This is a genomic window from Devosia lucknowensis (genome assembly GCF_900177655.1).
Taxonomy (GTDB): Bacteria; Pseudomonadota; Alphaproteobacteria; order Rhizobiales; family Devosiaceae; genus Devosia; species Devosia lucknowensis.
In genome coordinates this window covers 589,317-612,177 of record NZ_FXWK01000001.1, presented here as the reverse complement: position 1 = coordinate 612,177, position 22,861 = coordinate 589,317, and the positions used below count along the sequence as shown (strand labels likewise).

The following is a 22,861-nucleotide window of genomic DNA, read 5'->3' as shown; positions in this document are numbered from 1 at the left end:
GCAGCCAGTCGTCGGGAGGAGGTCAGTTCCCCAGTATGCCGCTGATTGTTGCAGCGGCGGTGTCGAGTGCAGCCTGAGGCTCAGCCTGGCCGGTCAGGGCCTGCTGGATGGCGTCCTGGATAGCCTTCGAGATCTTGGGCCATTCCGGATGCGGGCCGCGAGCCTGGGCGTACTGAAGCTGCTCGAGGAAGACCTTGAGCGCCGCATCTTTCAGAGGCTCGCCGGTTTCAGGCAGTTCGATATCCGAACGGGCCGGAAGCTGGCCGAATTCGGGGAACAGGCGATCGTCCTGGCTGGCGAAGTATTCCAGCGCCTTGAAGGCTTCTTCGGGGTGCTGGGTCGAGGCGAAGATCGCCCAGTTGAAGTCGCCCATGGCCGATGAGCGCGTACCGCCCTCAGTTTCGGTCGGCAGCAGCGCCACGCCCCAGTCGAACTTGGCTTCTTCGAGCATGCGGTTGAGTTCCCACGGACCCGAAATGACCTGTGCGGCATTGCCGGAGTTGAAGGTGCCGGTGGAATCCCACTGGCCGCGGGTCAGCGTATCAGGCGAGGCCAGTTTCTCGTCCATGATGGTCTTCCAGATGCCAAGGGCCTTCACAGCGCCCGGGGCATTGATGTTGTCGTAGCCGCCGCCGCCCATCTGGGCCCAGGGCAGGAATTGGAAGGTGCCTTCTTCGCTGGCCTTGGCCGAAAAGGCGAGGCCGTAGACATTGTTGGCCGGGTCGGTGAGCTTGCGCGAGACCTCCACCAGTTCGTCCCAGGTCTGGGGCGGCTCGGTGATGCCGGCCTTGGCGTAGAGATCCTTGTTGTAATAGAGCGCGATGGTGTTGGTAGCCTTGGGCACGCCGAACAGCTTGCCATCCCAGGTGACGGAATTCAGCGGACCGGGGAAATAGTTGGCCGGATCGATGACCTCGGAATTGGCCACCATGTCGGTGATGTCGAGGAAAGCGCCCCGCGCAGCGAACAGGGCGTGCTCAGGATTGTCGACCGCGATGATGTCGGGCGCCTGGCCGGTGGCGAAGGCGCGCATGGCCTCGCTGACGACGTCGTCGAACTGGATTTCGCGGTATTCCACCTTGATGCCGGGCTCGAGCTCGTCGAATTCGCGCGCCAGGTTCAGCGCCGGCTGATTGGCATCGTCAAGCGACCAGATGGTGATGGTGACCTCGTCCTGGGCGATGGCGGGGGCCAGCGATACCAGCGCAGTGGATGCCAGGGCGATCGCGCCCAAAAGGCCGAAACGGTTAGTCATGGTTCTCTCCTCCCAATGGTGACGGGCATTTCGCCCGCCGTTCACATCCCATCCGGCGCCCTCCTCGACGCCGGATGGGAAACTCGTCAGTTGCGGTTGTCGACGTAGTCGCCGCCGCGGCAGTCCTTGAGGTAGTTGAGCGCCCGGACCTGCCCGGTCATTTCGAGCGCATCGCGATAGACCGGGTCATGCCAGCCCTCGATGTCGATGGAGCCGGACCAGCCGGCGAGCCGCAGCTCGGAGATGACGTCCGTCCAGTTGCTGTCGCCGAAGCCGGGCGTGCGCATGAAGACGAACTTCTCCTTGCCGAAGATGCCGTGCTCGCGGATCACGTCCCAGCGGATCGTGGCGTCCTTGCCGTGCACGTGGAAGATCTTCTTGGCCCACTTGCGGATCTGCGGGAGCGGGTCGATCAGGTAGACCATCTGGTGACAGGGCTCCCATTCGAGCCCGATATTGTCGTCCGGGGTTTCGTTGAACATCAGCTCCCAGGCGTCTGGATTGTGGGCGATGTTCCAGTCGCCGGTCTGCCAGTTGCCATCCATGGCACAATTCTCGAAAGCGATGCGGACGCCTTTGTCGGCGGCGCGCCGGGCCAGCTCGGACCACACTTTCTTGTATTGCGGAAGGCTATCGGTCAGCGGCTTGTTACGGATGCGACCCGTGAAGCCGGCCACCGTGTCGGCACCGAAATGATGGGCGTTGTCGATGCAGTCCTTCCAGCCCTGCAGGGTCTGGCGGTCCATGTCCTGGTCTTCCAGCGGATTGCCGAACATGCCGATGGTGGACATGGTGATGTCGCGCTCTCCGATAGCGTCCTTGCAGCGCTTGCCAAGCTCGGCAATGTCCTGACCGTTGGTGGTCTGCCAGAAGAAGGGCTCGAAGCTCTCGAATCCCATATCGGCAATGGTCGCAATGCGCTGCGCAGCCGTACCGCCCGAGGCGCTGATCATGGTGCCGATGCGGATGGCTTTTGCGGGGTCGGTCACGAAGAAAGTCCTTTAAACAGAAATGGTCACGCACTGATGGGTCTTGGCGCTGTCGATGGCGGCGAAGACCATGGCGAGGCTTTTGATGTTGTCGGTGCCGTCGGTCTCCGGGCGGCGGCCGGTCTCGATGGCGTCGAGGAACTCGGCGACGACGCTGGCATGGCCGTGCGTCTGGTCGAGACTGGGGAGTTCGGGAACCTCGATTTCCCGCAGCGGACGCAGGAAACCGTCGTCGCCATCGACGACGCGGGCCTCGAACCGGTCGGCACCGTCCCAGAGCACGGTGCCTTCCGTGCCGACGATGCGCCAAGCGCTTTCCCAGCTCGTCGTCGCCCCCTCGGCCGCCCACGATCCGCGATAGTTGAACACCACCTCGTCCTCGAATTCGAAGATGGCGTTGGCGGCAGCGCCATGCCGATACCAGGAGCCGGGCGGATTGGTCTCGAGGCAGTAGACGGCGCGTGCGGCCTTACCCGACATGAAGCGGGCGGCGTCGAGCGTATGGATCGCCATATCGAGAAGCAGGACATTGTCCATGTCCTCGCGGAAACCACCGAAGTGGGCGCCGATGAAGAAATCGCAGTTGAGGCTGGTCAGCCGTCCGATGGCGCCACTTTCAATCAGGGCGCGAAGCCGGCGCACGCCGGAAATGAAGCGGCGGTTCTGCACCACGGCGTGGACGCGCCCGGCCGCGCGGGCCTGTTCGATCATGGCTCTGCCCTCGGCGAGGCTCGTGGCCATCGGCTTTTCGCTGAGCACGTTGCAGCCGTGGCGAAGGCCGGCCTCGACGACCCCGGCGCGTGCTATCGGCACCACGACGTCGAACAGGAGGTCGGGCTTGGTCTGGGCCAGGACCGCGTCGAGATCGGTACCGATCACCGCGTCGGAAAGTCCGAACTCGGTGGCACGCGCTTCGGCGGTGGCGCGATCGAGATCGACGAGACCGACCACCTGCACCCTGCCCGACAGCAGTGGATGCGTGGTGATGGCCGTCAGCCAGCCTTTGGACATGCCGCCGCAACCGACGAGCACTGCCGTGAATGCCAAGGTAACCTCCCTATGGACTTTCGCTCGGTCGTACCGTCTTGTGCGGCATCGCTGAATACTGTCCCGTAAACGTTTACGACGCTATTATTGGGATGGGTTGGCTGTCAATGGGAAATCGTAAACGTTTCTGGCCGAAGCGTTGTGGGGTCTAGGAATACCGAAAAATGAATGGCATCAGGCGGTTGGCACAAGAGCTCAACGTCTCGATCGGAACCGTGTCGCGCGCCCTCAACGGCAAGCCCGACGTCAGTGAGGAGACTCGCAAGCGCGTGCTCGACGCTGCTGCGGCGATCGGCTACGTCCCGAACCAGGCCGGTCGTTCGCTGCGAAAAGGCTCGACCGGAGTCGTCGGGTTCATGATGCAGTCGGGCTCGGAAATCACCGGCGACGGCGACGTGTTCTTCATGAGCGTCTTTGACGGGGTGCAAACGGTGTGTGCGCGTCACCAGCTCGATCTCGTGGTGCTGCTGTGTTCATCCGAGGAAGATCCGGATGCCTACCTGCAGCGCGTCGTCGCGCGGGGCTTCGTGGATGGATTGATCATTTCCGCGACCAAGCGCCACGACCATCGCATCACCTACCTTGCCGATCGCAACATCCCGTTCATCGCGCTGGGCCGCAGCCTGACCGATGTCGGACACCCCTGGCTCGACCTCGACTTCGAGGGCATGGCGCATGAGGGTGTGGACAGGCTGGTAGCCAAGGGCCACCGGCGGATCGGTGTCTTTGCCCCCCTCGACGACATCAACCTGGGCCATGTGTTCGTGGACAGCTACCAGGAAGCATTGGCACGGAACGGCATCGCCTTCGATCCGGATCTGGTGTTCCGGGCCTATCCCAATGATCGGGGTGGGCACGAAATCGGCGAGCGGATCGCGGCCATGCCTGGTGACGAGCGACCTACGGGCTTCCTGCTCACCAACGAAATGCTGACCGTGGGCCTTTATCGCGGGCTCTATGACTGCGGCATCAAGCCGGGCGCCGACTGCGCCATCATCGGACGGCACAGCACCAACTCCCAGTATCTCAACCCCAAGCTGACCTGCTTCCACCTTTCCCTGCGCGACCTCGGGATCGAGCTGGCGGAGGGCCTGCTGGCCACCATGCCGGCCTATGCGGCGCATTATCCGCAGGGCGTCGTGCGGCGGGTCGTTCCGCTTGATCTCATCGAAGGCAATAGCGACCAGCCGCTTCGGGTCTAGGCGCGCGGATCGACAAGGACGCGCCCCTTCACCTCGCCCTTGAGGATGGCCTGGGCCTGCTCCGGCAAGGCAGCGAGGCCCACTTCCGAGACATTGCCCTCATAGGCGGGGAAGTCGAACACGTTTGTCAAACGCGTCCATGCGGCAACGCGGGCGTCGAATGGCTGCATCACGCTGTCGATGCCGGCCAGGGTCACCCCCCGCAATAGGAATGGCAGGACGTTGGTGGAGAGGCCGATGCCAGCAGCATTGCCTAGGCTGGCCACCGCCCCGCCGTAGGCGACCTGGCGCAGCACTTTCCCCAGGATGTCGCCGCCGACGCAATCGACCACGCCGGCGAAGCGCGCAGATTCGAGCGGCTTGTCGGGCTGAGCCAGGAACTCGGACCTGTCGATCACGCTCACCGCGCCGAGGGTCTTGAGCATGTCAGCATGCTGGGGACGACCAGAAAGTGCAGCGACTGCGTAACCCAACCGCTTGAGCAGGGCCACTGCGATGGAGCCGACACCGCCGGCTGCGCCCGTCACCAGTATCTCGCCGGTGGACGGGGTGATGCCGAGAAATTCGAGTTTGTTGATAGCCAGCATGGCCGTGAGCCCGGCGGTGCCCATCACCATGGCGTCGCGGGTTGAAAGATTGGCGGGAAGCGGCACGAGCCAATCTCCCTTGACCCGGGCGCGTTCGGCATAGCCGCCCCATTGCGTTTCGCCCACGCGCCAGCCCGTGAGCACCACCGGGTCCCCGATGCGGTAGCGAACATCGCTGCTTTCGCGGACGCGTCCCGAGAAATCTATGCCGGCGACATGGGGATAGGTCCGAACCAGCCCTCCCTGCCCCGTGAGGCACAATCCATCCTTGTAGTTGAGCCCGGCCCATTCCACATCGACCGTGACATCGCCTTCCGGCAGCCTGATCTCGTCGATCGCCTGGACGGTTGACGATACGGCCCCATCCTCGGCTTTCTCGGTCAGCAAGGCGCGGAAAGTCATGGGCTTTTCTCCTCGTTCGTTGATCACCCGAAGGGCAGTGGGGCCGTTTTGTTGTGGCCAGAGTGCCGACTTATCCGGGGCTGTGCAACAGCGGCCATGCCCTGTCCATCGCCGTCATCCACACGGCCCCAGATCGTTCCACTTGTATCGGACGGGCTGTTGGCCATTCGCGAGCCACCTACTCAGGACAAGCCCTCCTTAGCGGCCCGCTGGAAGGCTCAGCCCGCCGCTTCGGTCGCGGCAATCGCGGCCATGTTGACGATACCGCGGCTGGTGACCGAGGGCGCCAGGATATGTGCCGGCTTGGCCGTACCCATGAGGATGGGACCGATATGGAGACCGTTATTGAGTTCCTTGAGCAGGGTCATGGACAGGTTGGCCGCTTCGAGGTTCGGGAAGATCAGCAGATTGGCTTCACCCCTCAGCACAGAATCGGGGATGTAGCGCTCGCGCAATTCGGCATTGACGGCCAGATCGCCCTGCATTTCCCCCTCCACCACCAGGTCCGGGGCCACCGATTTGAGCTTTTCGTAGACGGCGCGCATCTTGATGGACGTGTCGCCATCGCGCGAGCCGAAGTTGGAATAGCTCAGAAGCGCGGCACGGGCATCGATGTTGAACCGCTTGAGGTGGTCGCGGGCCTGCAGCGCAATCGAGACCAGTTCGTCCTCGCTGGGATCGATGTTGGCGTAGGTGTCGGCCAGGAAGAACACGCCCCGGTTGAGGATCAACATGGACAGCGCCGACAGCTGCTGTGCGCCAGGGGCAACGCCGATTACCGAATGGATGTCGCGGGCGTGCTTGATGAAACGGCCCTGCAGCCCACAGATCAGTGCATCGGCCTCACCGCGCCGAACGGCCAGCGCCCCGATGACGGTTGTGTTGGTGCGGACGATGGTGCGCGCGGTGTCGGGCGTCACGCCCTTACGACCCACCAGGGCATGGAAATCGGCGACATAGTCACGATAACGCGGGTCGTCCTCGGGGTTGATGATTTCGAAATCGCTGCCGGCACGGATCGTTAGCCCGAAACGCTCCAAACGTGATTCAATGACCGACGGTCGCCCGATGAGGATCGGCTTGCCGATGCCGTCCTCGAGGATCACCTGGGCCGCGCGCAAAACGCGCTCGTCCTCGCCATCGGCGAAGGCTATACGCTGGGCTGCCGCCTGGGCGCGCTCGATCATCGGCTTCATCACCAGGCCGGACCGGAACACGAAGCGGCGCAGTTGGTCACGATAGGCATCGAAATCGACGATAGGCCGCTGGGCCACGCCGGACTCCATCGCGGCCTTTGCGACTGAAGGAGCGATGCGCAGGATCAGGCGCTGATCGAATGGGTTCGGGATCAGGTATTCGGGCCCAAAAATCGCCGGCACCCCGTGGGCAGTGGCTTCGAGGCCGGGCTCGTGCGCCAGCTTGGCGATGGCATGGGCGGCTGCAGCCTTCATCTCTTCGTTGATCGTGGTTGCACCGCAGTCGAGCGCCCCACGGAACAGGAAGGGAAAGCAGAGGACGTTGTTGACCTGGTTAGGGTAGTCGGATCGGCCGGTGCACACCAGGGCATCGGGGCGCGTGGCCTTGGCCAGTTCGGGCATGATTTCGGGAATGGGGTTGGACAGCGCCAGGATCAGCGGATTGGGCGCCATGTCCTTCATCATCTCGGGCTTAAGCGCGCCGGCCTTGGACAAACCGACATAGATATCCGCCCCCGCCATGACGTCGCCAAGCTCTGTCGCGTCGGTGTCCTGAGCGAAGGCGCCGCGCCAGCGATCAACGGAGTTGTCGCGCTTTTTCGTCACCAGACCCTTGGAGTCAGCAATCCAGATGTTCTCGCGTTTTGCACCGACGGCGATCAGCATGTTCATGCACGCAATGGCCGCGGCCCCCGCCCCCGAGGTCACGATCTTGACCGCGCCGATGTCCTTCTTGACGAGGCGCATGGCGTTGATGACCGCCGCGGCAACGATGATGGCAGTGCCGTGCTGGTCGTCGTGGAAGACCGGGATATTCATGCGTTCGCGCAGCGCTTCTTCGATCTCGAAGCACTCGGGCGCCTTGATGTCCTCGAGATTGATGCCGCCGAAGCTCGGCTCGAGCGGCGCCACGATCTCGATGAAGCGTTTAGGGTCCTGCTCGTTGACCTCGAGATCGATGCTGTCGATGCCGGCAAATTTCTTGAAGAGGACCGCCTTGCCTTCCATCACGGGCTTGGACGCCAGCGCGCCGATATTGCCCAGTCCGAGCACGGCCGTGCCGTTAGAAATCACCGCGACAAGGTTACCCTTGGACGTATATTTATAGGCCGCCTGAGGATCGGCCGCGATCTCCTCGCATGGAATGGCTACGCCCGGCGAATAGGCCAGCGACAGGTCTCGGGTATTGGCGAGCGGTTTCGTCGCCACAATCTCGAGCTTGCCTGGGCGCGGATGTTCATGGAAATGCAGCGCTGCGTCGCGCAGGCTCTGCGCCTTATCGTCGGACATGGTTCTCTCCCTTGCCGGTCTTCTTGAGCACCGGCCGAGCCTGTTCCTCAGCAGGTCGCGGCGGCAAGGGGAAGTTATGCCTTAGTCGAATTGCGCTCGGCGCCGTGCGGTCGTCACCGACGGAATCTGATTTTCAGTTTCAAACCCGACGACAGGCAAAAGCAGCGAGAATACCGGCATTTGACCAATTCAGTATTTCTGATACGTACGAATTGCAATCGATGTGGAGAATTGCGGTTTCATGAGCAAGAACTTCCTGGTGATTGATCCCGAAGAGGGCATCGAGGTGCTTAAGGGCCTTGCCTCCCCCGTGCGGGTCAAGATGCTGAAACTGCTGCATGTCGAAGGCCCGCTCAATGGCAACGACATCGCCGAGCGCCTGAGCTTGCCGCAATCGACCGTGTCGACCAACCTGCAGATCCTTGAGTCAGCAGGCCTTATCCGCACCGAGACGCAGAAAGCCCGTAAGGGTAACCAGAAGATCTGCCACTCGACGTTCGATGAAGTGCTGGTGATGTTCAAAGACGACATCAAGCCGCTCAAGTCGAACACGATCGAAGTCTCGATGCCGCTGGGGCTCTACACAAGTTGTGACGTCACGGCGCCCTGCGGGCTCTGCTCTACTGAAGGCATAATCGGCCTTCTGGACGTGCCGGACACTTTTCTCGACCCGGACCGCATGAAGGCCGGTCTGATCTGGTTCACGCGGGGATACCTCGAATACCAGTTTCCCAACAATGCGAAGCTGGCACAGCACACGATCGAGACCATGGAATTCGTCATGGAGCTCAGTTCGGAAGTACCGGGAACCTCGGCGGACTGGCCGAGCGACATCACCCTTTCGGTCAACGGCACCGAAATCGGCACCTGGCTTTCTACCGGAGATTATGGGGACAAGCGCGGCGTCTACACGCCGGACTGGTGGAAGCTCAAGGGCAGCCAATATGGCAAACTCAAGAGCTGGCGCGTCACGCCCGATGGCACTTACGTCGACGGGATGAAAATCTCGCCGGTGTCCCTGCACGACCTCGACCTAGCGAACCACCACTCTATCCGGCTGCGCATCGCGGTGAAGCCTGACGCGAAGCACCCTGGCGGGATCAATATTTTCGGACGCGGTTTTGGGAATTACGATCAGGACATTATCCTGCGCCTGCATACGGATCGCTGAATTGTTCATGCCATTTCCGTGACTTAAGCCGGAATGCGCGACAGGGATGGCATCACGGCAAAAATCATACAAAAGGCCTTGCGCGGTCAGCTCGTCACCGCTAAAACCGAAATAATGATATAAATCAGAATTTCGGAATAAGTGGAGGGGCCATGAAAGCGTCCGTTATCGCGAACAAGGATTTTACGATCGCCAAAATCGACGATCGTGTCTATGGGGCCTTTCTGGAGCATCTGGGCCGGGCGGTTTATGAGGGCATCTACGAGCCCGACCATCCGACGGCCGACAAGGACGGGATGCGGGGAGACGTCGCCAAGCTGGTGAAGGACCTCAACGTGCCGGTGGTGCGCTATCCAGGCGGCAATTTCGTGTCGGCGTATAACTGGGAAGACGGCATCGGGCCGCGCGAGGAGCGCCCCACCCGGCTCGACCTCGCCTGGCACACTTCCGAGAGCAACAAGGTCGGCATCCACGAATTCGCCGACTGGTGCGCCACCGTCGGCACGGAGATGATGCTGGCCGTGAACCTGGGGTCGCGCGGCGTCGACGATGCCCGCAACTTCCTCGAATATGTGAACCATCCAGGCGGTTCCTACTGGTCGGACCTACGCATCAAGAACGGTCGCAAGGAGCCCTGGAACGTCAAGCTCTGGTGCCTCGGCAACGAGATGGACGGCCCCTGGCAGGTCGGCCACAAGGATGCCGACGAGTATGGCAAGCTGGCCGCCAACACTGCACGCGCCATGCGCATGTTCGACAACAAGCTCGAACTGGTGGTCTGCGGCTCCTCGCACATGGACATGCCGACGTTCCCGGATTGGGAACGCATCGTGCTCGAACACACCTATGACCACGTGGACCATATCTCGCTCCACATGTACTTCGCCAATCGCGACGACAACACGCCTAACTACCTGGGCCTGAGCGAAAAACTCGATCGCTACATCGAGACCGTCGCGGCGACGATCAAGCAGGTGAAGGCCAAGAAGAAGAGCAAGAAGGACATCTACATCTCCTTCGACGAATGGAACGTCTGGTACCATTCCAACAAGAAGGATCGCGAAATCCTCGACGGCAATGGCGGCTGGCCGCACGCGCCGGGCCTCCTGGAAGACATCTACAATTTCGAAGACGTGCTGATGGTGGGCCTCATCCTCAACACCTTCATCCGCCGCTCGGACGTGGTGAAGATCGCCTGTATCGCCCAGCTCGTAAACGTGATCGCGCCGATCATGACCGAAAAGGGCGGCCCGGCATGGGCTCAGACCATCTACTACCCCTACTATTTTGCCTCGGTTTATGGCCGTGGCACGGCGCTGGACCTGGTTACCAGTTCACCGGACTATGAAACGACCCATTCGCCCAAGACTGCGTATGTGGACGTCTCGGGTGTCCGCAACGACGAGGATGGGACACTGACCTTCTTCCTGGTCAACCGGCATCCGACCGAAAGCATCGATTCCGAAGTGAGCCTGCAAGGCTTTGATAATGCATCGGTTATCGATCACCAGGTGATGACACACGCCGACCTCAAGGCCGTCAACACGGCACGGAAGCAGGACGAAGTGAAGCCGCGCGCAGGTTCGGGAGCAAAGGTCGCGGACGGCCGGCTGACGGTCTCGCTGCCGCCCTATTCGTATCAAATGATCCGCCTGAAGGCGTGACGGATCGTCCAATCGTAACGCCAGAACGCAATTCGCTAGCACATGGTTAGCATTTGCGATGACCATGGCGTGCAGCCCGGAGGCACATCGGAAGCGATGTGCCTCTTTCAATTTAATATCATAGTTTCGGATTTACATCAGAAAACACATTGACACCCCCATACCCCTGGTTAAGTATGACTTATCGCCCGGCAAAGCCGTGCAACAGGCCGCCCGAAGGGCGTAACCGCAAAGGGAGGAACTCAATGGACAGACGCAGTTTTCTGATCGGCTCGACCGCAATCGGCGCGCTGATGATCGCCGGCAAAGGCATGGCCTTCGCCCAGGATGCCGCCGCAGGGACGGCACCCGACCTGGCGCAGTTTCCGCGAAATGAGACGCTGATCATCCACAACCCCGAAGGGGTCATCCGCAATCCCGCCTGGTTCAACAACTGGGTCGTGGGCGCAGGTTCAGGTATCTCGAACGGCCTGCACCAGCTGACCACGGACACATTCTGGTTCATCGATCCCGATGCCGGTATCGAGGGCTCGAGCGAGAACGCCATCTACAATTCGCTGGCCGACGACCTGTGGCAGTACAACGAGGACTTCACGGAAATGACCGTGAAGCTCAAGCAGGGCATCTTCTGGAGCGACGGCAACGAGTTCACGGCTGATGACGTCGTCTTCACCGTCGAGAAGCACAAGGCAACACCCGGCCTGTCGCAGAACGGCGCCTTCAATGCGCAGGTCGAAACCGTCGAGGCCGTCGACCCCTATACCGTCAAGTTCACCCTCAAGGGCCCCAATTCGCGCTTCCACACGCTATTCTCGGTGCGCTGGACGGGTGCCTGGATCATGTCCAAGGCCCATTTCGAAGGCGTCGAGGATATCCTGAGCTTCCCGAACGATCCGCCGGTCAGCATCGGGCCCTATACGCTGCACTCCTATGACCCGAACGGCACCTGGTACATCTGGCAACGTCGAGAAGACTGGCAGCGCACCGCCCTGGGCATGATCGGCGAGCCGAAACCTAAGTTCATCATCTACCGCAACAATATCAACCCGGATAACCGCCTGATCGAGATGCGCAACGGCAATCTCGACATGGTGCACGACCTGTCACCGGAAGCGACCTTCTCGATCATCAAGGAAGATCCGCAAATCCAGGGCTGGTTCCCCGGCTTCCCCTATGCCCATCCCGATCCGACGCTGGTGATGGCGATCTTCAACCTGCAGAAGCCCCTGTTCCAGGACAAGCGCGTCCGCTGGGCCCTGGCGCTGATGCTGGACGCCCGCGCCATGTCGATGGCCTCGTACCGAGGCGCCGCAACGCTTTCGGCCATCTCGGTGCCCCCAACCGGCACGCATCCGCGCGACTACCATGCGCCGCTGCAGGAATTCCTGACCAATTACGAGATCACGGCCGGCGGCAACACGGTCAAGCCGTACGATCCGACCATCGGCATGCAGATCGCAGACATGGTGCGCGGCCAATTCCCCGACGCCCCGACCGACGAGGATGCCGTCCGCAACGCCTTCGGCTATGGCTGGTGGAAGCAGGATATCGCCACGGCAGAAGCCCTGCTCACCGAAGCCGGCTTCACCAAGAACGGCAACCAGTGGACGATGCCTGATGGCCAGCCATTCGCCTTCTCGGTGATGGTGCCCACCGACGGCGTGGTCAACCGCCTCGGCGGCATCATTGCCCAGACCTGGGCGCAGCACGGGATCGGCGCGGAGATGGAGGCGGCTTCCGACACCTGGGATCGCCAGCGCGTCGGCAATTTCGACGTCAACATCGCCTGGGCCGTGGAAACCTGGGGCGGTCACCCCGACCTCAGCTTCTTCCTCGACAGCTACCACTCCGAATACATCAAGCCGCTGGGCGAATCCCAACCGGACCGCAACTGGATGCGCTGGCAGGATCCACGGCTCGACGAGATCATCGAGAAGGTCCGCGCGAGCGACTTCAACGATCCCGTCGGCATCGAATACGGCCATGATTTCGTGAAGCTGCATCTCGAGGAGATGCCGAACATTCCGATCATGTCCTACAACGTGTTCTCCGTGCAGTCGAACCGCTTCTGGACCGGCTGGCCGAACATCGAAAAGCCCTATGCGAACCCGGTCACCAACTGGTCGAACGGTCGCTACATCTTCACCCAGATCACGCCTGTCGAAGGCGCTTCCTGACGAGGTCCTCCCAGGTGCCCGGCGCAAGCCGGGCGCCATGGAGGGGCGTGCCCTCCGGCACGCCCCTTCCCGTTCCGCCGGCGCTGCAGAACTGCAGCGTGGACGCAACGGGAAGGGTCCGGTTTCCTGCATGCCAGTGTCAGCTGCAGACGCGACCGGTAAGGTGAAGGAGTCCTGATGCAGGCCTATTTCTGGTTCGTCGGCAAAAGATTGCTGCAATTGTTCGCGGTGATCTTCTGCGCAATATCCGCCACGTTCCTCGTGACACACCTGTCGCCGATCGACCCGGTGGAACAGGTGCTGGGCCGTCTCTCCGCCCGGTCCAATCTTTCACCCGAGGCGATCGAGGCGACCCGCGTGGCGCTGTCCGAAATGTACGGCACGAACCAGCCCATCCTCGAGCAGTACTTCAACTTCTGGACCCGACTGTTGCGCGGCGACCTGGGCCCCTCGCTGCTGGCGTTTCCGACCCCTTCCATGGACCTCGTGGGCCGGGCCATGCCCTGGACGCTGGGGCTTCTGGTCACCTCCACCCTCTTCACCTTTGTGATCGGCAACCTGTTCGGCGCGCTGGCCGGCTATAACCCCAACAACCGGTTCCTCAAGGCCTTCGGCATCGTCGCCATGGGCATCCAGCCGATCCCCTACTATATCGTGGCCTTCATCCTCCTGATCATCTTCGGCTACTTCATTCCGCTGCTGCCGATTTCGGGTGGTTTTGCGATGGATGTCCGACCGGGCTGGAGCTGGGCCTTTGCCGGCTCGATCATCCAGCATTCCATTCTTCCGGCGGTGTCGCTGGTGCTGGTCGGTTTCGGCGGCTGGTTCCTCGGCATGCGGGCGCTGGTCAGCAATGTCATCAACGACGACTACGTGACCTATGCCGAACTGGCGGGCCTGAAACGCGAAACGATCGCGGGCAGCTACGTGATCCGCAACGCCGTCGTGCCGCAACTGACGGCCCTTGCAATGGCGCTGGGCGGGGTGTTTTCGGGGACGGTCATCACCGAGGAAGTGTTCAATTATCCGGGCCTTGGGTCACTGCTGATCGATGCGGTGAACTATGGCGATTACTCCCTGGTCCTGGCGGTATCCACCGTCTCCATCACCGCAGTGGCGGGCGCGATCTTCATCGTCGACATGCTGCACCCCCTGCTCGATCCTCGCGTGCGTGCGGAGTAGCGCCATGTTTGCCGTTTTCCGCGACCTCGTTCGCTACAACCTCGAATTCACCATCGGCCTGATCCTCGTCAGCATCGTGGTGATCTTCGCCCTCCTCAGCTTCGTGTCGCCGGTCGATCCGACACTGATCTACATGGCCGTCCCCGACCAGCCGCCCTCGGCGCAATACTGGTTCGGCACCAATTCGCGCGGGCAGGACCTGTTCTGGCAGCTTTCGGCTGCGTTCCGGAACAGCCTGATCTTCGGGGTGACGGTGGCGGTGCTGTCGCGCATCATTTCAATCACGGTGGGGCTGCTGTCGGGATATGTCGGTGGCTGGGTCGACCGGGTGCTGATGTTCATCAACGACATCTTCGTCGCCGTGCCGATTTTCCCGATCCTCGTGCTGTTCTATTTCGTCCTGCGCAACAGCATGGACAGCTTCACCCTGGCGCTGATCATGGCCTGCTTCGGCTGGCCGTTCGACGCGCGGCTGATCCGCTCGGTGGCGCTGGGCCTCAAGCATCGCGAGTTTACCCGCCATGCCGTGTTCGCCGGCATGAGTACCCGCAAGGTGCTGCTCGAGGAGCACCTGCCCTATGTGATGCCGATCGTGTTCTCCACCTTCATGAACAACATGCTGTGGTCGATCGGCCTCGAGGTGACGCTGGCCGTGCTCGGCTTTACCAACCTCAACAACCCCACCATCGGCACGGTGCTCTACTGGGCCAACTCGCATTCGGCGATCGTGGTGGGCGTGTGGTGGTGGCTGGCCATCCCCGTGGTGCTGATCGTCATGACCTTCCTCGGACTGTTCCTGCTGGCCGTGTCGATGAACGAATATATCGATCCGCGCAGCCGGCTGCGGAGGATGGGCGCATGAGGGGGATCGGCTATCAACGTGCCCCGCACGCCCCCCTCCGAGCGCCGCTAGGCGCTACGCGCCAAGCTATGCTTGCCTCCCCCGCGAGGGGGGAGGTGGCGCTCCGAGTTTGTGGAGAATCCAGCGAATGACCCTGGAAAACAACCCCGAAATTCTCAAGGTCGAGAACCTCAAGGCTTACTACCAGATGAACTATTTCGGCGTGAGCCGGGAAGTTCGGGCCGTCGACGACATCACCGTGACCATGCGCAAAAACGAGGTCTACGGCATTGCCGGGGAAAGCTCGTCGGGCAAGACAAGCTTCATCAAGGTGCTGGCCGCGGCCATCCGCCCGCCCCTGCGGGTGGTGAGCGGCACGGCCAAGTACAGTTTCGCCAACGGGCCGATCGACGTGGCGCATGCCAGCAAACAGGAGATCGAGGCGATCCGCTGGAAGCACCTCTCCTACATCATGCAGGGCTCGATGAGCGTGCTCAATCCGGTACGGCGGATCGGCAAGACCTTCAAGGATTTCGCGCAGCGTCCGCTGGGCCTCAAAGGCACGGCATTCGAAGAGCGCGTGGTCAACCACCTGGCGCGGCTCAAACTGCCGCCCGACGTACTGCGGGCCTATCCGCACGAGTTGTCCGGCGGCATGCGGCAACGCGTGACGATCGGGCTGGCGACCGTGTGTCATCCTGAATTCATCATCGCCGACGAGCCGACCACGGCCCTCGACGTCGTGGTGCAAAAGGAAGTGCTCAGCCTCATTCGCGACATCCAGACGGAAATGGGCGCCTCGGTGGTGTTCGTGACCCACGACATGAGCGTGCACGCCAATGTCGCCGACCGCGTGGGCATCATCTATGCGGGACGCCTCGTGGAAGAAGGGCGGACGCGCGACATGTTCTTCGCGCCCAAGCATCCCTATACGGCGCATCTGGTCGCGAGCCTGCCGCGCATAGGCGACACGCAGCAGCGCCCTGCCCTCGAGGGCCGGCCGCCGAACCTGGCCGATCCGCCGCAGGGCTGTCGTTTCAATCCCCGCTGCCCGCTGGCGATCGACAAGTGCCGAAAGGAGGTGCCGCCGATGGAAGTGGTGGGACCCGATCATCGCACGGCGTGCTGGCGCTGGCGCGACGTGGAGCCGCTGGTGAATGCGACCAAGCCTGCGGGAGTGATGGCATGACGACACTTCTCGACGTTCGCGACGTTTCCAAGCGCTTCACCATGGGGGGCCTGCTGGGCCGCAAGGTGGTGGAGGCCGTGTCGGATGCCAGCTTCTCGCTCTCGGCGGAAAAGCCCGAAATCTTCACGATCATCGGCGAGTCCGGATCGGGCAAGACCACGCTGGCGCGCATGATCCTCGGACTGGAGGACCCCAGTTCGGGCGAGATCCTGTTCCAGGGGCAGAAGGTGGACCGGCATGCCGGGCGGGAGGCGCGCCTCAAGTTCATGGCCAATGTGCAGCCGGTGTTCCAGAACCCGTTCGAGGCATTCAACCCGCTCAAGAAGATCGAGCGCTACCTGGAAAGCACGGCGCGGCGGTTTCTCGATACGTCCGACAGGGCGGCGATCGACAAGGCCATGGACGAAGCGCTGCAAAAGGTGGGGCTCAGCCTCAAGGAAGTCCGGGGCCGGTTTCCGCATGAGATGAGCGGTGGCCAGTTGCAGCGCTGCGCCATTGCGCGGGCGCTGATTCCGAGCCCGCCGCTGCTGATCGCCGACGAGCCGGTGTCGATGGTGGATGCGAGCCTGCGCATGAGCATCGTCAACCTGCTCAAGAGCCTGCGCGACGACCTCGGGGTTTCGGTGATCTACATCACGCACGACCTGGCGACGGCCTATTACATTTCGAACCGGCTGATCATCATGCAGCGCGGCCGGATCGTGGAGATGGGCGACGCGCGGACCGTGCTCGAGAGGCCCGAGCACCCCTATTCGCAGCTGCTCAAGGCATCGGTGCTGTCCACCGATGATGCGGGCGCGGGCAAGCTCGGGACCGACCCGGACATGCTGCGCAGGGCCAATGACAGCATGGGTCGGGCCGGACGGCTGGTTGCCCGGGCTGACGGACGCAGCGTTCGGGTCTATGAAGGAGCGTGAGCCGGTCGCGTGACCGGCGGCAGCGATTGACGAGACAATGAGCGCACCGATCTTTCGTGATCCGATCGAGGATGGCGCGGCGGACCCTGTCGTGGTGCGCCGCGAGGGCACCGACGAATGGTGGATGTTCTACACCAACCGGCGGGCCGGTGCGGAGGGGCCGAAATTCAGCTGGATCCACGGCTCGGCCATCGGGCTGGCGATGAGCATCGACGGCGGGGCGAGCTGGCACTATCGCGGCACGGTGGCGGGGCTCGACGATCCGGCCGACACGCCCGGCGGCAATACGCACTGGGCGCCGGAAATCCTGTTCGCCGAGGGACAGTATCACATGTTCCTGAGCTATATTTCCGGGGTGCCGGACGACTGGCGGGGCATCCCGCGGACGATGACGCATTTCACGAGCCCCGATCTGGTGCGCTGGACCCGGGTCGGGCCGATCAACCTGTCGAGCCGACGGGTGATCGACGCGTGCGTGTTCAAGTGCCCCGACGGGCGCTGGCGCATGTGGTACAAGGATGAGGCGGCGGGATCGAGCACCTGGAGTGCGTCGAGCGCGGATCTGTTCGACTGGCAGCTCGAGGGCCGCGTGCTTGCCGGCTCGCCCTATGGCGATCCGCATGAGGGGCCGAACGTTTTCGCTCTGGGCGGCTACTACTGGCTGATCGTGGACGAGTGGCACGGCCAGGGCGTGTTCCGTTCGGACGATACGCGGCTGTGGAAGCGGCAGGGCCTGATCGGGGCTGATCCCGGCGCACATGAAGCGGACCAGCGCTACATGCGGCATGCGGACGTGTTGGCCTTCAGGGACCACGCGGCGATGTTCTACTTCACGCATCCCGAATGGGACGAGCGCAGCCAGGCCGAAGGACCGCCCGATGTCGCGGCGCGCCGCACCGCCATCCACCAGGCGCGGCTGACGGTCGTGGACGGCGTGCTCCTTTGCGACCGCGACGTGCCCGCCGGCGTCGGGCTCCTGGGCTGACCCGGCGCACCCCGGGTGTCGAAAACGGACGTCGTTCTTCGTCGTGGTGGCGAACCCAGGAGGATGGATCGTGTTCCAGGACGACGCATTGTTCGACTTCGCCGCCAACGGACCGCCGGCACTGCCGCCTGATGGCGCTTACCTGGACCGTGACGGGGTTCGTGTGTGGTTCGGGGACTACGGGCGCGGACCGGCCGTGATCCTTGCGCATGGCGGCATGGGGAATGCAGGAAATTTCGGGCACCAGGTGCCCGCGCTCCTCGATGCCGGGTACCGGGTGATCGCGATCGACAGCCGCGGGCATGGCCGCAGCGACTGGGACGGGGGCGCCTTCTCCTACGCACAATTCGCGGACGATGCGCTGGCGATACTCGACCATCTGGGCATCGAGCGGGCAGCGCTGGTGGGCTGGAGCGACGGCGCCTGCACGGGACTGGCGCTGGCGAAAGCGCATCCGGAGCGGGTGGCGGGTGTGTTCTATTTCGCGTGCAATGTGGATGCGAGCGGGTCACGACCGTTCGTCATGACCGACACGATCGGTCGATGCCTCGAGCGGCACAAGAAGGACTATGCCGCCCTCTCGCCCTACCCGGCGCGGTTCGAGGCGATGAGCGCGGCGCTGCAGGTGATGCAGAGGACGCAGCCGGACTACTCAAGGGCTGACCTTGCGGCGATCGATGTTCCGGTCACCGTCGCATGGGCGGAAGCGGACGAGTTCATCCTGCCCGACCACGCGCGGTACATCGCCCGGACCATCCCCGGCGCACGGCTGGTGGAACTCCCCGACGTCACGCATTTCGCGCCCGTGCAGAGGCCCGCACAGTTCAATGCCGCGGTGCTCGACTTCCTGGACGCGCTAGCCTTCTAGACCCTTGCATCTGCGCGGCAAGAGCCTATACTGAACTACATGGTTCAGTATTTAGATGCCCGTTTCGATGCTTCCTTCGCTGCCCTTTCGGACGCGACCCGTCGTGGCGTGCTCGAACAGCTCGGCCGGTCGGACGCTTCGGTCAGCGACCTCGCCGAACGCTTCGATATGACCCTCACGGGCATGAAGAAGCATGTCGACGTGCTGGTGCGGGCGGGCCTCGTGACGACCGAGAAGGTGGGCCGCGTGCGCACCTGCCGGCTCGGCGCGGCCCGGCTCGAAGACGAAATGGCGTGGATCGAGAACTACCGGCAGCTCTGGGCTGCGCGCTTCGACGGGCTGGATGCGGTCATCGAGGACTTGAAACAACAGGAGAAATGCGATGGACGACAGAACGACCAATGACGTCGTGCAGGCACACGGGACCGATGTGGTCCGTCATTCGGACCGCGAATTGCGCATTACGAGAACCTTCGACAGTCCGGCGCGCCTGGTTTTCAGGGCCTGGAGCACCCCGGAATTGCTGATGCGCTGGTGGGCGCCAAAATCGTTCGGCATCACGTTCATCTCGTGCGAAGCCGACGTGCGGACCGGCGGTACGTATCGCTTCGTTTTTGGGCCCCCTCAATCCGAACAACCGATGGCGTTCTTCGGCAAGTATCTCGAGGTTGTCCAGGACGCCAGGATCGTCTGGACCAATGAAGAGGGCGAGGCGGGGTCCGTGACGACGATGACGCTCACGGAGAAGGACGGCAAGACGCACCTGGTGCTGTCCGACCTTTACCCAAGCAAGGAAGCGCTGGACGAGGCCATCGCCTCGGGCAGCACGGGCGCCTACCCTGAACAGTTTGATGAGCTGGACGGGTTGCTGGTGGAGCTCCACCAAGGCCAAGGGTGACCGGCTGCGGTTATTCGCAACCGGTCACGTCTGCTCAGTTCGGGCAGCGGCCATAGACCTCGGCACCGTGCTTGCTCACCATGGTCAGCACGTCCGGCGACACACGGTAGAAGTGGACGGTGCCGGAATATGCGTCCATGGCGTCAGCGCGCATCTTGACGCCGCTCTCCCCCTCGATCGCGTCGAACTTGAGCACGCTGAAGAGCTGCGCCGGATCAAAGCTTCGGTAGAACTCCGCACCGTCGATCCAATCGAAGCGGTAGCGCATTTCTCCTCGCGTGTTGGCGCCCAGCATTTCAAAGCTTGTGTCGTCGATGGCGGTGAAGACAGCGCCACGAATGGGATCGTTGCCACATATGCGCTCGAGCAGGCTGTCAATCAGCCCCGGGTCAGGATCGCCGCCGCGCAGGTTGGCCAATACGGTTAGCGGCAGCCATTCGCCATCGATACCGTCGGTAACCGCCGTGGCCGAAAGCTGGCCGAAAACCTTGTTGGCCAATGCGAAATCCTGCTCGACCTGGGCGTGAGCCGGCGCGGCGAGGAGGAGGGCGATCAGAGCAGCAATTTTCAGGCGCATGGTCCGTCCTTTCCATGTTGTGCAGATTGGACGGCGGCAACGGGACAGACCTTGGTGCGCAAGCACCCGATTTGTGGAATTCGCTTATGACTGAAGCAGAAGGTATTCCTGAAGCGAAACCAGAGCATAGGCCATGGCGGCGGCAAAGAGGACGAGACAGCACCAGATGAGCTGGATGAAGACGGCTTGTAGCGACCACCGCTGCCAGCGGCACACCAGCCAGCCGATGATCAGCACCTGATAACTGGCCGGGTAAAGGAAAAGCGCCGCCATGCCGACGCTGTAGCCTCGGGAGCCTGAGTCACCCTCGATGGCGGAGGCTCCCATGATCCACGGCAGCAGCAGCAGAGCCGCGCCCACAGCAATGACCAGGGGCACCCCATGCACAATGATCCCGCGCCACATGATCCAGTCCTTCCTTCATTTCCGAAGCTCGAACATTAGACGCCTGACATGAAGCAAAGCTTTGCGGGCGTCGCATGGCGCAGACAGAAGCAGGCGCCAAGGTCGGTCGGATCAAGGACGTCCTATAGACGATACTGTTTCGAACCAAGGACCACACCCATGTTCAAGGGCCTGATCGACCGCTTTGGCAAAAAACCTCCCCTGCCCGATATCGCGTCGCGCCAGGAGGACGCCGTGCGCCACGTCGTAGCCGACATCGTCGATCTGCAGGACGGCGAATGGGATGACCGGGACTGGGTGATGATCGGCGTCAATCACGAGATCCTTGCCGAGGAAGGCATGCGCTCAAGCACGCAGGCCAAGGTCATCGCCCATCGAGGGGATGCCGATCTCGAGGCGCTGGGGTTCCGCCTCAGCATGGAGACCAAGGCGAAGCTGCTCGCGCTGCGGGACGACATGACACTTCCGGGCGAGGGCCCGTGGACCATTGTCGACCTCATCATCGAGCGGAGCGGAACGTACAATTTCGCATTCAGCTATGGCCCGCCACCACGGCTGAATGGCGATCTGCTGCATAGCCCGCTGTCGGATCTGCTGGAGCGTTATCGGGCGCAACAGCGATAGGCTTACGGTGCGGCGAGGCGCCGTTCGACCTCTGCCACATCCGACGCATCAGAAACTGTCGCCGAAAGGTCTGCATCGCGCGTGTAGGTGCCGCTGGCCTGGGCGTAGATGCGCCAGAAGCGTTCGTCGTTGACCCGGAAGCGGACGGCGACGAGGTTACCCGCCGGGACGAGGGCGGCTTCAAGAATTTCGAGATCCTCGCCGGCGAAAACAGCCTGCGTGTCGATGACCGTCCGGCCAGAAAGATCGGGGAGATAAAGCTCGACCTGGGACGGGGTGGTGAGAACCCCGACCCGCACGCCATCGCCTTCGAATATCGTATCGACGGCTTGTGGCGCTGGCGCAGGCTGGCCCGGAAGCGGCCGTACACCCATGGACGACGTCCCGGACACGGCGTCGGACGCGGCCTCAGGGCTGCGCGACAGGGATGTGGAGGGCGCGGCCGACGGCATGGGCGTCGGCCGGTCGGCGACCAGGTCCGTTTCGCGGTTCGGCGCCGGTGCGTCGGGCATGAGACCGGGCACAACAAGAATGGCAACGACGAGGGCAACCGCGCCTGCTGTCGCCGGAATTATCCAGTTGAGAGACTTGCCGAACCACGTGCCCAAACCGGGCGATGCGACGGGACCGGCCTTGCCAGCGCGGCGCAGGAAAGCCTCCCGGCTCTGGGCGATGGTAGCGTTCATCACAACGGGATCTGGCTCGGGATCAACGAAGCGCGGCAGCAGTTCGAACGGGTCGCGATCCTGGCTCATAGCAGGTCCTTGAGCGACTTGCGCGCATTGTGGATGTGCCAGGACACGGTCACTTCCTTGCATCCCATGATGGCGGCGGCTTCCGCCTGAGAGAGTTGTTCGCCGAAGACCAGCAGCACGGCATCGCGCTGCTTGTCCGGCAATTGGCGCACTATACGCCAGATATCATTGACGCGCAGTTGGTCTTCCTGACTGGGCGCGATTTCTTCTCGTGCGACTGCGGCGACGGCATCGATCTGCCGGCCGCGCCGCTTGTGGCTGCGTTGAAGGTCCCGAACGGTATTGAGAGTGATTGTGTAGAGCCAGCTGGTGAACTTGGACCGTCCGTCAAAGCCGGAAATCGCGTCGGCAAGACGCATACATACCGACTGCGTGACATCTTCGGCGTCGCTCTTGTGTCCGAGCCAGCGGAACGCGGTCTTGTAGATGAAGAGATAATGTTCGGAGATCAGGCGTTCGAAGGCCCGGGCGTCGCCACTTTTGGCCAGCCTTATGAGCTGGGCCGTCGCGTCAGACGGCTCGGAAATCGTCCCTTCCACAAATCGCACTGCGCCATCAACTCCCCGCCTGCCCATGGCAATAATGCCAGAAAAGCAAAATGGTTGTGGCGAAAATGAGATTTCCTTGTTTGGCGCGAACC

At 62.5% G+C, this 22,861-nt stretch carries 22 protein-coding genes; 13 read left to right on the top strand and 9 right to left on the bottom strand.

Annotation, left to right across the window (positions count from 1 at the left end; genetic code table 11):
- Positions 1–22: 22 nt before the first annotated feature.
- The 3 genes from CCK88_RS02845 to CCK88_RS02835 all read right to left on the bottom strand — a co-directional run bounded on the left by CCK88_RS02845 (position 23) and on the right by CCK88_RS02835 (position 3,291).
- Entirely contained in the window at positions 23–1,255 is a 1,233-nt protein-coding gene (locus tag CCK88_RS02845; protein WP_086469024.1) for an ABC transporter substrate-binding protein, read from the bottom strand.
- An 86-nt stretch (positions 1,256–1,341) separates the two neighbouring features.
- Positions 1,342–2,244: a sugar phosphate isomerase/epimerase family protein gene (locus CCK88_RS02840; protein WP_086469023.1), complete on the bottom strand. Its 903-nt coding sequence runs from the start codon at positions 2,242–2,244 to the stop codon at positions 1,342–1,344.
- Positions 2,245–2,256: 12 nt separating this feature from the next.
- Positions 2,257–3,291: a Gfo/Idh/MocA family protein gene (locus CCK88_RS02835; protein ID WP_086469022.1), complete on the bottom strand. Its 1,035-nt coding sequence runs from the start codon at positions 3,289–3,291 to the stop codon at positions 2,257–2,259.
- A 164-nt stretch (positions 3,292–3,455) separates the two neighbouring features.
- On the opposite strand from CCK88_RS02835, the gene CCK88_RS02830 reads away from it, so the two are divergent.
- Positions 3,456–4,493 carry a LacI family DNA-binding transcriptional regulator gene (locus tag CCK88_RS02830; protein WP_086469021.1) on the top strand — a complete coding sequence of 346 codons (1,038 nt, stop codon included), beginning with the start codon at positions 3,456–3,458 and terminating at the stop codon, positions 4,491–4,493.
- Here the strand turns inward: CCK88_RS02830 and CCK88_RS02825 are convergent.
- Positions 4,490–5,482, bottom strand: a complete 993-nt coding sequence (locus tag CCK88_RS02825) for an MDR family oxidoreductase (protein WP_086469020.1) — start codon at positions 5,480–5,482, stop codon at positions 4,490–4,492. The genes CCK88_RS02830 and CCK88_RS02825 overlap by 4 nt on opposite strands.
- A 218-nt stretch (positions 5,483–5,700) precedes the next feature.
- Positions 5,701–7,968: an NADP-dependent malic enzyme gene (locus tag CCK88_RS02820; protein ID WP_086469019.1), complete on the bottom strand. Its 2,268-nt coding sequence runs from the start codon at positions 7,966–7,968 to the stop codon at positions 5,701–5,703.
- Positions 7,969–8,209: 241 nt separating this feature from the next.
- Between CCK88_RS02820 and CCK88_RS02815 the strand changes: the two genes are divergently transcribed.
- From CCK88_RS02815 to CCK88_RS02765, 11 genes are all read left to right on the top strand, one after another.
- Positions 8,210–9,139, top strand: coding sequence for an ArsR/SmtB family transcription factor (locus tag CCK88_RS02815; protein WP_086469018.1), 930 nt, complete (start codon positions 8,210–8,212; stop codon positions 9,137–9,139).
- A 152-nt stretch (positions 9,140–9,291) separates the two neighbouring features.
- Positions 9,292–10,803 (top strand): arabinosylfuranosidase ArfA, encoded by a 1,512-nt coding sequence (arfA, locus tag CCK88_RS02810; RefSeq protein ID WP_086469017.1) that lies wholly within the window; start codon positions 9,292–9,294, stop codon positions 10,801–10,803.
- Positions 10,804–11,096: 293 nt separating this feature from the next.
- On the top strand, positions 11,097–12,980 hold the full coding sequence (locus CCK88_RS02805; RefSeq protein ID WP_086470779.1) for an ABC transporter substrate-binding protein: 1,884 nt from the start codon (positions 11,097–11,099) through the stop codon (positions 12,978–12,980).
- Positions 12,981–13,157: 177 nt separating this feature from the next.
- Positions 13,158–14,162 (top strand): ABC transporter permease, encoded by a 1,005-nt coding sequence (locus CCK88_RS02800; protein ID WP_086469016.1) that lies wholly within the window; start codon positions 13,158–13,160, stop codon positions 14,160–14,162.
- A gap of 4 nt (positions 14,163–14,166) precedes the next feature.
- Positions 14,167–15,024: an ABC transporter permease gene (locus CCK88_RS02795; protein ID WP_086469015.1), complete on the top strand. Its 858-nt coding sequence runs from the start codon at positions 14,167–14,169 to the stop codon at positions 15,022–15,024.
- A 127-nt stretch (positions 15,025–15,151) separates the two neighbouring features.
- Positions 15,152–16,192, top strand: coding sequence for an ABC transporter ATP-binding protein (locus tag CCK88_RS02790; protein WP_086469014.1), 1,041 nt, complete (start codon positions 15,152–15,154; stop codon positions 16,190–16,192).
- The gene (locus CCK88_RS02785; RefSeq protein WP_086469013.1) at positions 16,189–17,109 is read left to right on the top strand and encodes an ABC transporter ATP-binding protein; all 921 of its coding nucleotides are present in this window, start codon (positions 16,189–16,191) and stop codon (positions 17,107–17,109) included. Before CCK88_RS02790 ends, CCK88_RS02785 begins: the two co-directional genes overlap by 4 nt.
- Positions 17,110–17,146: 37 nt before the next feature.
- Positions 17,147–18,094: a glycoside hydrolase family protein gene (locus CCK88_RS02780; RefSeq protein ID WP_086469012.1), complete on the top strand. Its 948-nt coding sequence runs from the start codon at positions 17,147–17,149 to the stop codon at positions 18,092–18,094.
- A 67-nt stretch (positions 18,095–18,161) separates the two neighbouring features.
- Positions 18,162–18,962 carry an alpha/beta fold hydrolase gene (locus CCK88_RS02775; protein WP_086470778.1) on the top strand — a complete coding sequence of 267 codons (801 nt, stop codon included), beginning with the start codon at positions 18,162–18,164 and terminating at the stop codon, positions 18,960–18,962.
- 39 nt (positions 18,963–19,001) lie between these two features.
- The gene (locus CCK88_RS02770; RefSeq protein WP_086469011.1) at positions 19,002–19,367 is read left to right on the top strand and encodes an ArsR/SmtB family transcription factor; all 366 of its coding nucleotides are present in this window, start codon (positions 19,002–19,004) and stop codon (positions 19,365–19,367) included.
- Positions 19,345–19,860 carry an SRPBCC family protein gene (locus CCK88_RS02765; protein WP_086469010.1) on the top strand — a complete coding sequence of 172 codons (516 nt, stop codon included), beginning with the start codon at positions 19,345–19,347 and terminating at the stop codon, positions 19,858–19,860. The genes CCK88_RS02770 and CCK88_RS02765 overlap by 23 nt, the downstream gene beginning before the upstream one ends.
- A gap of 34 nt (positions 19,861–19,894) precedes the next feature.
- On the opposite strand, the gene CCK88_RS02760 is transcribed toward CCK88_RS02765, so the two are convergent.
- Both CCK88_RS02760 and CCK88_RS02755 read right to left on the bottom strand, forming a co-directional pair.
- Positions 19,895–20,437: a hypothetical protein gene (locus CCK88_RS02760; RefSeq protein ID WP_086469009.1), complete on the bottom strand. Its 543-nt coding sequence runs from the start codon at positions 20,435–20,437 to the stop codon at positions 19,895–19,897.
- A gap of 84 nt (positions 20,438–20,521) precedes the next feature.
- Positions 20,522–20,842 carry a hypothetical protein gene (locus CCK88_RS02755; RefSeq protein WP_086469008.1) on the bottom strand — a complete coding sequence of 107 codons (321 nt, stop codon included), beginning with the start codon at positions 20,840–20,842 and terminating at the stop codon, positions 20,522–20,524.
- A 159-nt stretch (positions 20,843–21,001) separates the two neighbouring features.
- Here CCK88_RS02755 and CCK88_RS02750 point away from each other — a divergent pair, with 159 nt between their 5' ends.
- Entirely contained in the window at positions 21,002–21,466 is a 465-nt protein-coding gene (locus CCK88_RS02750; RefSeq protein WP_086469007.1) for a hypothetical protein, read from the top strand.
- A gap of 2 nt (positions 21,467–21,468) precedes the next feature.
- Here CCK88_RS02750 and CCK88_RS02745 read toward each other — a convergent pair whose 3' ends face one another.
- Together CCK88_RS02745 and CCK88_RS02740 are read right to left on the bottom strand one after the other, a co-directional pair.
- On the bottom strand, positions 21,469–22,221 hold the full coding sequence (locus CCK88_RS02745; protein ID WP_086469006.1) for a hypothetical protein: 753 nt from the start codon (positions 22,219–22,221) through the stop codon (positions 21,469–21,471).
- Entirely contained in the window at positions 22,218–22,769 is a 552-nt protein-coding gene (locus tag CCK88_RS02740) for an RNA polymerase sigma factor (RefSeq protein ID WP_086470777.1), read from the bottom strand. The genes CCK88_RS02745 and CCK88_RS02740 overlap by 4 nt, the downstream gene beginning before the upstream one ends.
- Between the last annotated feature and the right edge of the window lie 92 nt (positions 22,770–22,861).